Source organism: Defluviitalea raffinosedens (genome assembly GCF_016908775.1).
Taxonomy (GTDB): Bacteria; Bacillota; Clostridia; order Lachnospirales; family Defluviitaleaceae; genus Defluviitalea; species Defluviitalea raffinosedens.
Genome location: NZ_JAFBEP010000013.1, coordinates 16,915 through 31,674 on the forward strand (window position 1 = coordinate 16,915; position 14,760 = coordinate 31,674).

At 37.1% G+C, this 14,760-nt stretch carries 10 protein-coding genes and 1 pseudogene; 10 read left to right on the forward strand and 1 reads right to left on the reverse strand.

From position 1 onward, the window contains the following. Nucleotides 1-2: 2 nt before the first annotated feature. Nucleotides 3-458, forward strand: coding sequence for a flavodoxin domain-containing protein (locus tag JOD07_RS09955; RefSeq protein WP_204613798.1), 456 nt, complete (start codon nt 3-5; stop codon nt 456-458). Beyond that, the gene (locus JOD07_RS09960) at nt 451-1,068 is read left to right on the forward strand and encodes a class I SAM-dependent methyltransferase (protein ID WP_204613799.1); all 618 of its coding nucleotides are present in this window, start codon (nt 451-453) and stop codon (nt 1,066-1,068) included. Before JOD07_RS09955 ends, JOD07_RS09960 begins: the two co-directional genes overlap by 8 nt. A gap of 100 nt (nt 1,069-1,168) precedes the next feature. Here JOD07_RS09960 and JOD07_RS09965 read toward each other — a convergent pair whose 3' ends face one another. Then, complete coding sequence (locus tag JOD07_RS09965) at nt 1,169-1,744, reverse strand: TetR/AcrR family transcriptional regulator (RefSeq protein ID WP_158741372.1); 576 nt, start codon at nt 1,742-1,744, stop codon at nt 1,169-1,171. Nucleotides 1,745-1,962: 218 nt separating this feature from the next. Between JOD07_RS09965 and JOD07_RS09970 the strand changes: the two genes are divergently transcribed. The 8 genes and pseudogenes from JOD07_RS09970 (at nt 1,963) to JOD07_RS10000 (ending at nt 14,695) form a co-directional block, all read left to right on the forward strand. After that, on the forward strand, nt 1,963-4,422 hold the full coding sequence (locus JOD07_RS09970; protein WP_204613802.1) for an efflux RND transporter permease subunit: 2,460 nt from the start codon (nt 1,963-1,965) through the stop codon (nt 4,420-4,422). Further along, nucleotides 4,409-8,488 carry a hypothetical protein gene (locus JOD07_RS09975; RefSeq protein ID WP_204613804.1) on the forward strand — a complete coding sequence of 1,360 codons (4,080 nt, stop codon included), beginning with the start codon at nt 4,409-4,411 and terminating at the stop codon, nt 8,486-8,488. Before JOD07_RS09970 ends, JOD07_RS09975 begins: the two co-directional genes overlap by 14 nt. 134 nt (nt 8,489-8,622) lie before the next feature. Next, entirely contained in the window at nt 8,623-9,795 is a 1,173-nt protein-coding gene (locus tag JOD07_RS09980; RefSeq protein ID WP_201800604.1) for an MFS transporter, read from the forward strand. Nucleotides 9,796-10,490: 695 nt separating this feature from the next. Beyond that, nucleotides 10,491-10,850 carry a response regulator gene (locus tag JOD07_RS09985; protein WP_158741369.1) on the forward strand — a complete coding sequence of 120 codons (360 nt, stop codon included), beginning with the start codon at nt 10,491-10,493 and terminating at the stop codon, nt 10,848-10,850. A 45-nt stretch (nt 10,851-10,895) separates the two neighbouring features. After that, complete coding sequence (locus JOD07_RS09990) at nt 10,896-11,144, forward strand: hypothetical protein (protein ID WP_158741368.1); 249 nt, start codon at nt 10,896-10,898, stop codon at nt 11,142-11,144. 566 nt (nt 11,145-11,710) lie between these two features. Beyond that, nucleotides 11,711-12,094: pseudogene (locus JOD07_RS16000) on the forward strand (methyl-accepting chemotaxis protein); the annotation flags it as partial. 51 nt (nt 12,095-12,145) lie between these two features. Further along, nucleotides 12,146-13,198, forward strand: coding sequence for a methyl-accepting chemotaxis protein (locus tag JOD07_RS16005; RefSeq protein ID WP_416387172.1), 1,053 nt, complete (start codon nt 12,146-12,148; stop codon nt 13,196-13,198). An 18-nt stretch (nt 13,199-13,216) separates the two neighbouring features. After that, the gene (locus JOD07_RS10000; protein WP_204613808.1) at nt 13,217-14,695 is read left to right on the forward strand and encodes a chemotaxis protein CheW; all 1,479 of its coding nucleotides are present in this window, start codon (nt 13,217-13,219) and stop codon (nt 14,693-14,695) included. The last annotated feature ends 65 nt before the right edge of the window (nt 14,696-14,760 follow it).

The window sequence follows — 14,760 nt, forward strand, 5'->3', positions numbered from 1 at the left end:
ATATGGAAACGGCTATTCTATTCGAATCCTATCATCACGGAAATACTAAAAAAATTTGTGATGCTATTGGTCAAAAATATGGTATTACCTTAATTGATGCAAGAGGACCTATTGAGGATCTTGAAAAATATGATTTGATAGGACTTGCATCCGGTGTGGCATATGGAAAGTATTATAAAACTATTACTGATGTAATTCGTAATAAGCTTCCTCACAACAAAAATGTGTTTTTCATATACACATGCGGAAATCCAAATAAAGACTACTCGATGCAGGTCAAAGAGATCGTTGCAGGAAAGAACTGCACAATTCTTGGTGTTTATGGCTGTAAGGGTTATGATACTTATGGACCATTAAAACTAATAGGCGGGATTAATAAGGAAAATCCTACAGCAGATGAGATTAATGAGGCAATTAAGTTTTTTGAAAATATTTTAAGAAGGTGTACGGATGAATAAAGTGGATGCAAAAGAAAAAACGCGCAGGCATTTTAACGAAACAGCTGATCACTATGTAGATTCCCATGATGGGAAATTCGTACAACATATGTATACTTCATTGCTTAAAGAACTGGAGAAATTTACTTCAGGGAAGTTGCTGGACATTGGCTGTGGGAACGGAGATTTTTTGGGACTTATTAAAGATAGAGGCTTGGAATTACATGGAATTGATTTGGCAGAGAATATGGTTAAAGTCGCAAAGAAAAGATACGGAGATATTGCTCAGATAATACTTGGTGATGCGGAGAATCTTCCATATGAGGAGGGTATGTTTGATGTTATTATCTGTAATGCATCATTTCATCATTATACTAATCCGCGAGCAGTACTTGCTCAGATGAGGCGAGTTTTGAAAAATAACGGTGTATTGCTAATAGGTGACCCATGGATGCCGCAACCCTTAAGAGGATTAATGGATTATTTTACCAGATTTTCTAATGAAGGTGATTTCCATTATTATGGGAAAGAAGAAATGAGAAATCTTATGAATGAATGTAGTTTTCGATTAATAGATTCAAAAAAGACAGGAAAACATACCATATTGTTTAAGGCCATACCAATGCTTTAATACATGTATATACTGCTTATCCCAAGCCCTCGTTACGATCTGTAGATCATAACGAGGGTATTTTTTAAATATTTTAAATTCAAATTAAATTATAGAAAAATCATTGGATTACTTTAATCCCGGTCAAAATCATCTGTTCAGCCAGCATTGCCATATGTTCAGGAGATTCTTTAAGTCCTTTGTCCAGCCAGCTTTGTAAAAGTCCGATGCATCCAGATACAATAAAAGAAGAAAAATACTCAAAATTCTGTGATTTTCCTGTATTAAATACTTCCATAAAATCATTCAGGCAACGATTTTTCACCAAATCTTTCAGTTGATTCAAGAATGCAACATCACCATTATTAACGATCAGTACTTTGCATATATCAGAGTTTTTGGCAACAACGCGAAATAAATCGATCAGTATTGGCAGAGGTTTTCCGTTTAGAGATTTTGAGGGATGCTTGTCTAATACATTATGAAAATCATTTAACATTTCTGACTGGATCTGTTCAACCATATCAAAAATATTTTTGTAATGTAAATAAAAAGTTCCTCGATTAATATCAACCCGTTCTGAGAGTTCTCTGACTGAAATGTCTTTTATACTTTTTTCTTTTAGCAGTTCTGTTAATCCTTGACGGAGCTGCTTTTTTGTTTTGAGTACACGACGATCATTATTTTTTTTATCCATGATGATTCTCCTTAATGAACATTTTTTTAAAAAATGTTGATTAATCAACTAATTTTGATAAATGTGATTATTGTTCTTTGCTATATTTCATATTATAATAGACTGGTGTCAATTAATCAACAAAATTTCATTTTTAAGATTTTATGAAAGATATTGACGAAACTTTTTAAATCGAATGTATTTGATTATTTAATCTCATTAAAAGGAGATCTGATCTTATGAGTAAAGCACAAGATACAAATTTTATGACTAAAGTGGCTACTGTTATTGTAGATAGGCGCAAGCTCTTTTTCTTTATATTTGCTGTACTGATTGTTTTTTCTGCTTTTTCTCGAAATTGGGTAAATGTTGAAAATAAACTGTCAGCTTATCTTGCTGAGGATTCTGAAACGAACATGGGTCTGAAAATTATGGAAGATGAATTTCTTACTTATGGGTCAGCAAAGGTCATGGTTGCAAATATTTCCTACGAACAGGCAGAAATGCTCGCTGGACGCATTGAAGGGATAGAGGGTGTTTCTGGTGTTGATTTTGATGAAAGTACGGATCACTATAAAGATGCTTCAGCCCTTTTTAATGTAACTTTTGCATATGATGAGAAAGATGATCGATGCCTTGAAGCATTGGAAATATTAAAAGAGGAACTCTCTGGATATGATCTTTACATAGATACTGAGTTGGGAAACCCTACGGCGAAAATTATTACCAGTGAAGTAAGTATCATTACTATATATGCAGCCATTATTGTTGTAAGTGCCTTGATTTTAACTTCCAGAACATATGCTGAAATACCTGTTTTGATTATGACTTTTTTGGCAGCAGCAATTATCAATATGGGTACAAACTTCTTCTTTGGGACGATTTCATTCGTATCAGATTCGGTTACGATTGTATTGCAACTTGCAATGTCCATAGACTATGCGCTCATTTTTTGCCATCGATACCTGGAAGAGCATGAGCAATTGCCGGCGAGAGAGGCAGTTATTACGGCATTAAGCAAGGCTATTCCAGAAATTTCAGCAAGTAGTCTGACTACCATTGGTGGATTGCTGGCAATGACTTTTATGCAGTACAAGATTGGATTAGATATGGGTGTTGTACTTATAAAGGCTATTTTATTAAGTTTGTTGTCAGTATTTACGCTGATGCCGGGACTTTTGATGGTGTTCAGCAACCTGATAGACAAAACCAAACATAAGAATTTTGTTCCCAAAATTTCTTTTGTAGGAGAGTTTGCTTATCGAACAAGAAAAATTATACCGCCCATTTTTCTTTTAGTACTGGTAGTAGCAATGTACTGGTCAGGAAAAGTTTCGTATGTTTATGGCTATTCGTTCTTAAAAACACCGAGGCTAAATGAACTACAGATTGCGGACTCGATGATTGAAGATACTTTTGGTTCTGAAAATCTCATTGCAATGTTAGTGCCTTCTGGTGATTATGAAGCTGAGGCTAAGTTGCTTAAGGAACTGGAAAGTTATGATGAGACTGATCGCACGATGGGGCTTGCAAATATTGAGGCGATGGATGGTTACATGCTTACAGATAAACTGACACCCAGAGAATTTTCTGAGTTGATTGATTTGGATTATGAAATGGCTAAAGTTCTGTATGGGCTTTATGCAGTAAACGATGAAAATTATGCTAAAGTAGTCAGTGGTTTGGATTCATACAGTGTACCTTTGATTGACATGTTTATGTTTTTGTATGAACAGGTAGACGAGGGATATATAACAGTAGAGGATGATGTGCGGGAGGATTTGGAAGAAGCCTATGCACAGATGAACGATGCAAAACAGCAGCTGCAAGGGGAAAATTTTAGTCGTATGCTGATCTATCTGAATCTTCCACAAGAAGGAAAAGATACGTTTGCATTCCTCGACACCATGCATCAAATTGCTGACAAATATTATGATGGTGACATTTATTTGGTTGGTGAACCTACGAGTCAATACGATCTGTCTAAAGCATTTGTTCATGACAATACCTTAGTCAGTATTTTATCTGTTGTATTCGTTATTGTTGTTTTGCTTATGACTTTTACATCAGTGGGTATGCCCATACTCTTAATTATGGTTATTCAGGGAAGTATCTGGATTAATTTTTCATTCCCATTTTTGTCTAAAACCAATGTATTTTTTATGAGTTATCTGATTGCCAGCTCAATCCAGATGGGTACAAATATCGACTATGCTATTGTTATTTCCAGTCGATATCAGGATCTGAAAAGTAAAATGCATCCACGAGATGCGATTATTGAAACCATGAATTTGGCATTTCCAACCTTGATTACTTCTGGAATGATTCTTGCAGTAGCCGGTATTCTGATTGGAAATATGACTTCGGAACCTGCGATCGTTGGTATTGGGCAAAGTATTGGCCGGGGTACGATCATATCTCTTATTCTGGTTATGTTTGTTTTACCACAAATTTTACTGCTGGGGGATAAAGTAATTGAAAAAACATCGTTCTCGATCAATACGCCTGTGCGCGCACAGAATGCCAGAGGAGTGGTATATGTCAACGGACGTATTAATGGTAAAGTGTCAGGTACGATTACTGGTATTGTTCGTGGTATTATCCGAGGAGATGTGAGTGCTCTTGTTGAATCCGGAGAAATGAAACTGGTTGGTGAGGAATCCGAAGAGCAGGAGGTGGAAATATATGAAAAACTTTAAAGTCAGAATAGTTTCAATGCTGATGATCATGGTTCTTTGCATGAATATTGCATTACCAAATGCTGCTTTGGCAGATGAGTATTCAAATACAATCTATATCCGTTCTGCGGAAGATTTGATTGCTTTGGCTAAAAAGTCTTCTTTTGATACTTGGTCTCGGGGGAAAACAGTTATTTTGACCAATGATATTGATCTTTCCGGTATAGAGTTTACACCCATACCTACTTTTGGAGGAATCTTTGACGGTCAGGGGTATACGATTCGCGGACTTTCTCTGACAGATTATAATTCTCCTCAAGGATTGTTCCGTTATATTCAAGAAGGAGCCTTAGTCAAAAATCTGACCGTTAAAGGCACTGTAACTCCTGAAGGAGAGAAAATTACTGTTGGAGGAGTGGCTGGAAGCAACAGTGGAATAATCCTAAATTGCAATTTTATTGGGAGAATCAGAGGTGATAAGTATGTAGGAGGTATCGCTGGTATTAATGAAGCTAAGGGGCTCATTTCAAATAGCTTTGTACAGGGTGTTATATATGGTGAGCACTACGTGGGTGGTATTGCAGGAGAAAATCTTGGGAAAATTCTGCTCAGTAATAATAAAGCACATATAAATACCATTGTGACAGAACATTCGTTAGATCTTGAAGATATTCAAAGTATTGATATAGGTCATTTTATTTCTTTTTCCACAGAGGATGTTGCAGATGTAATGGATGTGGGGGGGATTGCTGGTATTTCCAGCGGTATTATTCAAAGCTGTTCAAATGATGGTACAGTTGGTTATCAGCACGTAGGATATAATATTGGTGGCATTGTTGGAAGACAATCCGGATACTTAAATGGATGCAGCAATAGAGGTATTGTTTATGGGCGAAAGGATGTAGGGGGCATTGCCGGGCAGATAGAACCTTATACTACCTGGCAACTTTCAGAGAATTCATTAAAGAAACTGCGTAAGGAATTGAATACGTTACAATCAATGATCAATACTGCGATCAATGATGGCAATTACTATTCCTCAGAAATTTCTGCAAAACTTTCAAGAGCCAGGAGCTATGCAACGGATTTAAGGAATGCCAGCGACTCTCTGTCAGATCAAACCACTTCATTGCTGAATGACAGTATTGGCAGCATAAATGATGTCAGCGCCCGAATTACGGAAACACTGAAAGATACGGAACCTATTATGGATTTGACTTCAACTTCAGTAAATGATATGGCTAAGGCAATTGGAGAGTATAAAACTGCTTTGAGAAAATTGGAGAAGACAGCTGATCATGTAGATAAAGGCATGGATACGCTTTATCCTGCGCTTGATAAGATGGAAGATGCACTGGAGGATACAGATGATGCCGTTAATAAGCTAGCAGATGCTTTAAACTCTTTGGTATCAAGCCTTGGTGACAGCGATGCTGTGGAGGATGCATTAACCGATATCCAGGCAGGAATATCTGATCTTATTGCTGCGATTAAAAAAATTCGTGATGTGGGAAATAATTTTATTAGTATTGCAGATACCTTGGAAAAATCTAAAGAGTGGCAGGAGAATGCTCCTATTATCCGAGATGGGGCTAAGGAGCTGGTGGCTGCGACGAGTAAAATGGCAGAAGCTCTTCAGGAAATGAGTAATGCATTAATTCGGCCAAAGGATAATTTTGATGAGAAAGAGTTGCTAGATGCATTAACTGCCTTGGAAATTGCAGTAGCAAATTTTGAAACAGCAGCTAAGTTGTCAATCTCAGGATTCTCTAAATTGTCTTCCGGGCTTGAAAAATTTATAGAAGCTTATAAGGATAATGACGAAATGCAGCAGGCATGGCGAAATATTGAAGAAGGATTAAAGAAGGTTGAGCAAGCTCTGGTAGAAAACTCAGATATTAATTACACAGATGCTTTAAATGGTTTAAAAATGATAAGAGATAGTTTGGACGTTTTAAAGCAAAATACTGACAGTACAGAAATTTTGAATGGGGTTAAAGAGATATCCCAGGGCATACAGGCTCTTGAGAGTACAATGAAAGACCTTCAAAAGCTCAAAATTGATGTCGATTCAGAAGGTTTTAAGAAGAACTTGACTGATTTTGTGGTTGCTACTCGCAATGCCAGAAATGCTTTATTGAAAATCAATACGGCACTTAAGAATTTACTTCAATCAGATGAACTTAAAAAACTTGGAGAAGCTTTTATTACAAATCTCAAGCAAATATCTGATGAAGTTTCCAAAGCAATAGACGCATTAGGAAAAATCAATGATGAGGCAGAAAAATTATTGCGGGAGATTGATTTTAAGGATATGAATGAAGGTATAAAAGATTTAAAGTCAGCCTCCCGTGACTTAAGCAGAGCTATTACTTCTATGAAGAAAGCTGTTTCATATTTAAGTGATGCATGGCCTTATTTTGAAGATGCCTCTGATTTAGTGCAAAAAGCCATTTCCTCCGCTAACAAAGCCACAGGAACATTAAAAAGTTCATTGGATGTTTTGGCAGATGCAGTTAGTGATATAGGTGATTTAGTCTCCGACCTTGCGGCGAAACCTAAAATAACTTTTCAGCAATTAGACAGCAAATATATAGAAACCAAGGATGAGATTTTTACAGCACTTGGTAATATTTCGGATTCATTAACCAGTTTAAATGATACGCTTGTTGATACATCTGATACACTGCTTGCACATATGCGAGCCATTTCAGATCAGATGTTTGTTGTCTTTAATGTGCTGGTGGGTATTGTCGAAGATGTTTCAGATGCCAGTGCGGATCCTGATGATCACATGGAAGATATTTCAACACAGAATACTGATTCAGATATGGGTGGAAAGGTGGCCGATAGCATTAACTATGGAATGATAGAGGGAGATATTAATGTTGGAGGAATTTCTGGGGCTATGGCCATTGAGTATGATTTTGATCTGGAAGATGACCATAATTTGACAGAGAAAATGTCTGGGGACTCCAAATTTTTACTTCGAGCTATTATATCTGACTGTGAAAATTATGGTAAGATTGCCTCTAAAAAGAATCATGCGGGCGGTATTGTTGGTTTGATGGATTTCGGATACGTGGTGCAATCTGTAGATAATGGCAGAATTAGCAGTATGAATGGTGATTATGTGGGCGGTATAGCAGGCAAGTCTGGCGGAGTCATTCGTAAGAGTTATGCAAAAAGTTCCTTATCAGGTTCTAGATATGTTGGAGGCATTGTAGGTTATGGTACTGACCTTTTTGATTGTTATTCATTGATTCAGGTGGAAGATGCACATGAATATGTGGGAGCTATTGCCGGAAATGCAGAGGGCATGGTGCAAAGAAATGGTTTTGTACATGCTGAATTAGCAGGGATCAACGGAATAAGTTATGCAGGAAAAGCAGAACCGATTTCTTACGAGGAATTGCTATCAGTAGAAGGGTTGCCTGCAAATTTTAGAAGCTTTCGTCTTACTTTTATAAGTGATGGCAACAAAGTGGCTGTTGTACCTTTTAAATATGGAGAGACGATTTCGAAAGACAAAATTCCAGTTGTTCCGCCAAAAGAAGGATATTACGGCGAATGGAATATGAAAGATTTCACAAATCTGACTTTTGATGCGACTGTTGAAGCAGTTTACATACAATATATTACGACCTTGGCAAGCAATCAAACTCGGGATGGTGGCCCATCTGTAATTTTGGTAGATGGTCTGTTCACAGCGAATTCATCTTTAACTATTACAGAATCAGAAGAAGCAAATTCATTTAAAGGAGAGAAAGTTTTGGAAGGATGGACCGTAGCTGTAACGGATGATGGGCAGACATCGCATACTATTCGTTATCTGGCACCTAATAGACAGACTTCCGGAATGAATATCTATCTTTTAAAAGACGGTGTCTGGGAAAAAATTGAGTATACTACAAGAGGAAAATATATTCTCTTTAATATGGAGGGGACAGAAGCAACTTTCATTGTCACTTCATCAACCCACATTGCATGGATCATCTTATTAGTTATTTTATCGCTTGTGTTAATCATTGCTGTTTTTTGGTGGATACGCAGAAGACGGAATGTAAATCCTTGTGTTACACATTAAATGAATTTACAACAATTTTAGAATATTAAATATTTATTCAATCTTGCGAAATGTCGTTAAATGATTTACACTGTAGTAAGTGGGTTTATGAAGAAAACCATAACTGCAGATTAATTTTAATTTGAGGTGACATAATGGCTATACTGCTTTTAATCATTATTTATATTTCATATATTGGTTTGGGTATTCCTGATTCGCTTTTTGGAGCGGCATGGCCTGTTATTTATCGGGAATTCAATCTTCCTGTATCAGCATCTTCCATTGTTTCAATGCTTATTTATGCTGGCACAATCATCTCGAGTTTTATGGGTGCAAGAATGATTGCAAAACTTGGAACTGCAAAAGTTGGTTCTTTAAGTACTATATTAACAGCTGTGGCATTATTTGCTTTTTCGAAGTCGACAGGTCTTGCAACCTTTTGTTTTTGGGCAATACCCCTTGGCATAGGAGCAGGAGCCATAGATGTTGCGATGAATAATTATGTTGCTTTGCATTATAACAATATGCAGATGAATTTTCTGCATTGCTTTTACGGAGTAGGAGTCTCTCTGAGTCCTTATCTTATGTCATTTGCCCTTTCAGACAATTCCGACTGGCGCAGAGGATATACAACTATGTTTATTTTACAGGCAGTCATTGCTTTGATTATGACACTGTCAATTCCTCTGTGGAGAAAGGTAAAATTTGACGATACTACAGAGGAAACCACGCAAAAACTGCTATCAGTTAAGCAAATAGTCATGATGCCAGCTGTTCGTTCTCATGTAGAAGTCATGATGTTCTCTTGTGGAATTGAATCCACCTGTCTCATATGGGGAGCAACATTTCTCGCAGATGGAAAGGGTTTCGAGCCGGACAGAGCAGCTGCACTTGTTACGCTGTATTTTGTTGGAGTTACATTGGGCAGATTTGCATCGGGGCTACTTGCATCAAAACTCAGACCTGATATCCTTATTTATGGGGGGCAAGCTATTACCGGACTTGCGATTATTCTGATGTTTATTACAGCAAACCCATATTTTGCTGTTGTGGGACTATTTACAGTTGGTTTTGGCAACGGAAGTTTATTTCCGAATATGACACATTTGACACCATTGAATTTCGGAAAAGAATTGTCGCAGTCAATCATTGGATTTCAAATGGGAATGTGTTATATGGCAATCATGCTGGTTCCACCCGTTTTCAGTCTGATTGCACAGTTTGTCGGTGCTAAAATGTTCCCTGTCTATATGTTTATTTTATATTTGTCTATGATGTTTTCAACTGGATTGCTGAGAAAACGCTTAAAACATAGTCCGACTTGTTAAAAAGCAGTCCAGATATTTAATTCAGTTTGTGTTGATTAAAAGTATTGAATTGTTAGAATGCGAAGCGATGGAATAATTTTTCGTCAAGTAAACCCCAGATATGTATCTGAAGAAACATATCTGGGGTTTATTTATGGGGTATTTCCTTTCTGAGTATGTAGAGTATAGGAAATATAATTCACTCACGATGAGGATATAGAATTATAGTTATGCAACATTCATAGAAATTGAATAAGTCATTTTTTCAATATAAACCCTAGATATGTATTTGCCAAGTCATATCTGGGATTTATTTTTGGATAAATCATTTCATACATAAGGAGTGTAAAAAAATTTTTTTGTTTTATGGGTAATTAGTTTGACATGACATAATCAATTTGATATACTTACGACGCAAAGTCGATCTACGTCGAATTTTAAAATTTGATATCGAAAAAGCAATAGATTAGGGTCGATAAATACTGAGTTTGGAATAAGAAGAAAGGAATTCTTCTAATCCCTCTTATCAAGATTTACTTAATTCAAAATAGGCAAAATAATTAAATATGAGGAAGCAACTTATAAACTTATTAGTCAACTATTAAGTTTTTTCTGTTAGGATTATTGCAAACAATTATGATGGAATTTTATTAATTTAAAATATATTCATATAATAAAAAATAAACAGAATATTCAAATGCCAAGAGGTGGTAAATATGACAAGGGTATTAGTGGTGGATGATGCAGCATTTATTCGGGCACAGCTTAAACAATTGCTTACACAAAATGGCTTTGAGGTTGTAGGTGAAGCTGAAAATGGTCAAGTGGCACTAAGGAAAATCAAGGAATTAAGACCGGATATCGTAACACTTGATATTACAATGCCAGAAATGGATGGTATAGAGTGTATGGCTGAAATTAATAAATTGGAATCTAAGCCGGCTGTAATCATGGTTTCTGCTATGGGACAAGAACCCTATGTACAGAAAGCGATTCTAAATGGTGCACGGGGCTTTATTGTAAAGCCGTACAAACCTGAAGTGGTGATTAATTATTTGAATAAGTTTAGGAAATGATTAAATAACAATATTGGGTATTAATGATTAAGAGGTGTGGAAGTTATGCTTCAACTGACGGATGAAGAACTTTTAAAATACATAAAGATTGGTGAATTGCAATTTTATACATTAGCTGAAATACATAAAATTCTGATTCAAAGCAATATAAAGTGCAATATAGAAGAACTTCGGCAGAAAATTTTTCTTTTATATCGTGATGGTTATATAGGAAATGAGCCAACAGGTGATGGTGTGAATATGTATTACATAATTTTCAATCCTGAGGAGGTCACTGAAAATATTACAACATAATTTGGATGAAAATGTGCGATGGATCAGGGAAAAAGAAGACTTCCGATTCTTGTGCATTTAATCAAATAAACCATTGTAATCTATTTAAGCATGGGAGGTCAAATATTATGGAAAAAAAACTTGCAAAACCATCAAACAGAGAAAGTGAAAAAGGAGTAACACAAGCATCTTTTCGGATGACAGATGAAATGGAGAAAAAAAGAGAACTTGCCAGAAAGCAAGCACAAGATAAAGTGAGAGCCAGGACATTGGCCAAGCAACAGCAATTGGCAGAAAGAATTGCAGTTGCAACCGAACAGCTGGCTTCAGGAATTGAGGAAGCAAGCAGCGCAGCCGAAGAACTTGGTGCAACAATGGGGCAAATTGCAACAGGAGCGAATGAAGCGTCTTCTGCAGCTGAAGAGTCAAGAGCTGCTATTAACCAGATTGATAAAGCTTCCATTATATCTGAAAAAAATGCAAGAGAATCTCTAAAAAGAGTGGATTTGGCAAAAGAATTGATAGAAAATACTTCAAACGATATAGAACTCATGATTAAAGGAATAAAAGAATCAGCTGATACCAACATGGAATCTGTAAGGCTTGTTGGAGAATTGGAGAAGCAATCCAATGAGATCGGAGAAATTGTGCAGGCAGTGGTGAGAATTGCCGATCAAACTAACTTGCTTGCGTTAAATGCAGCCATAGAAGCGGCCAGGGCGGGAGAACATGGAAAGGGCTTTGCAGTGGTAGCTGATGAAGTGAGAAACCTTGCCGAGACTTCAGAAAAATCAGCCAGAAATATCACAGAACTGGTGAATGAAATTCAACAGAATGTGAAAATTGTTGTGGTGGATATTGAGAATGCTGGTAAAGCTGCCAATGAAGAAGTAGAGAAGGCACTGAAAACTACTGAGGATCTTATTAAGATCAATGAGGAAATCATTTTGGTAAGGGAAGGAGTTGTGGAAATAGCTCAAAGTGCAGTGGATTCCAATAAAGGAGCCAGTGAGTTCCTGACGATGGCTGAACAGATTGCTGTAGCGGCTGAACAGCAAAGCAGTGCTGCAGAGGAAGTAGAAAAATCAATTCAAATGCAAAATTTGGCTTTTAATGAGTTAAATGCAGGTGCTGCTGATTTGGCTCAGATGGCTGAAGACTTAAAGTATTCTACGGATCCCCAAAAATCTTCGGAATCCCTTGCAGCGGCTTCAGAGGAATTGTCAGCTAATGTGGAGGAAGCAAATTCTACTGCCAATGAGATTCTAAAGGCAATGCAGCAGATTTCAGCAGGTGCTCAGGCACAGGCAGAGCTTACTGATAAAGCTGCAAGACTAGGTGAAAGGCTTGCAGTAGCTGCGCAGCAAATGAGTGACAGGGCGAAATTCTCTGCAGAAAAAATAGAGGAGCTCCAAAAATTGCTAGAGGTAAATAAAACCGCAGTGGATAATTTGATTACTGGAATATCTTCTTCAGCAGAATCCAGTATTATTTCAGCTAAGAATATAAAAAATCTGGAAGAAACTACAAGAAGAATCGATAAGATTGTGGATGCTATAGTCAATGTAACCATTCAAACGAATATGCTGGCTGTAAACGGTTCTATTGAAGCAGCAAGAGCAGGAGAATTCGGAAGAGGGTTTTCAGTTGTTGCCGGAGATATAAGAGCGCTTGCCAATGAATCTGCGGAAAACACAGATAAGATCAAGGATCTTGTAAGAGGCATTCAGAATCAGATTCAAAGAGTTGCAGCGGATATTGATCTTTCCAGCAAAACGTCTTTAGCAGAAGTGGAAAATGCAAAGAAAACAACACACAATCTCAATATTATTGAAGAAAGCATGATAGAGATCCTTGCAGGAGCAAGAGAGATTCTTAAAGGATCAGAAGAGTCGTTAGTGGCTTTGGAACAGGCAAAGAAGGGTGTGGATCAGATTGCAACCGCTGCTCAGGAAGCCAGCAGTGGAGCTGAACAGGCAGCAGCAGCAGCAAATCAACAAGCCAAAGGTATGCAGGAACTTGCAGAAGCGATTGAAGAGATCTCAGGATTGGCTGATGAGCTTCAGAATATGTAGAGAATGGAGGGGATAGTCATGGCTACTGGTATAAACAATGCCAGCTTTACCGAGCGCCAGCTAGTTACCTTCCAGATTGGAGAGGATGAATTCGGGGTCGATATCATGGACGTAAAAGAAATTATTAGAGTTCCTGATATTACTCGAGTGCCGAATGCTCCCACCTATGTCGAGGGTGCATGCAACTTAAGAGGGAATGTTTTGCCAATCATCGATGGGAGGACCTGGTTTAATCTAAAAAAGGAAAAAAAAGATGAAAACAACAGAGTATTAGTGATTGATGTAGACGGTAAGGCTACTGGAGTGATTGTAGATAAGGTATCAGAAGTAATGAGAGTAAATATTGCAGATATAGAGGAACCACCAGAAATTGTGAGAAATGTGGACTCTGATTATTTAAATGGTGTTGTAAAGTTGGAGAATGGGAACAGGCTTATCATGCTTTTGGATATTGTAAAGGCACTTAGTGTCAATAATGTAAAAAAACAAGAGAGTAAAGTTCAGGACGAAAATTTACAAAAGAAGAGCAATGCTGACTTAAATATCAACAGTAAAGAGTCTATAGATGAGGAGCAATTGGTTTCCTTTCTTTTGGGGAAAGAAGAATATGCCATTGGTATTATGCAGATTAAGGAAATTATTCGCACACCTCAAATAGTAAAGGTTCCAAATTGTGAAGAATACATAGAAGGAGTAGTTTCCATACGTAATAACTTGTTACCTATAATCAATTTAAGAGCATATTTTGGAATGGAGCATCTGGAGGTTAACGATCACACCAGAATCCTTGTGGTGGATATGGGCAGTTTTACTGCGGGAATTATGGTGGACAAGGTTTTAGAGGTTTTGAGTGTACCATCAAGCATTATACAGCCTCCACCGAGATTTTCTACTCAAACCGAGGATCAGCTCAAAGGAGTGGCAAAACTTAATTATGGTAAGCGTATGATTTTGATGCTTGAACCTTCTAAATTAATTTCTGCTGATGTAATCAGTAGAATTAGCGGCGCTGATGGAATTTATACAGAGAATAGAGAAAGAAAGGGCATGGAGAAGCAATTGCTTGATGAAGAGCAGCTGGTAACTTTTAAAATAGATTCTGTGGAATATGGGGTTAAGATTGCTAATGTTCAGGAAATCAACAGGATGACGGAAGTAACCAAAATACCCAGAGCTCCATACTGTATTGAAGGAATTGTGAATTTAAGAGGAAATGTAATACCTGCACTGAATTTAAGAAAACTATTCAATCTTCCAGAAAAATCAATTACTGATGCCACACGGATTATTATCATTGATCATAATGGAAAGAGAACGGGAATTGTGGTCGATTCGGTTTCGGAAGTACTTAGATTTGAAAAGACCTTGATAGAAGCCCCACCTGATACATTAAGCAATGGAGTTGACAGTGATTATGTGGAAGGTGTTGGAAAACTTAATAATGGTAAACGAATGATATTAATTTTGGATATTAATAAGGTATTGAGTTTTAGTTAAGATTCGGCCTTTTTAGGATTGACCCCGAAGGATCAGAGACTATTACTTTGGGGTTATTCGAATTT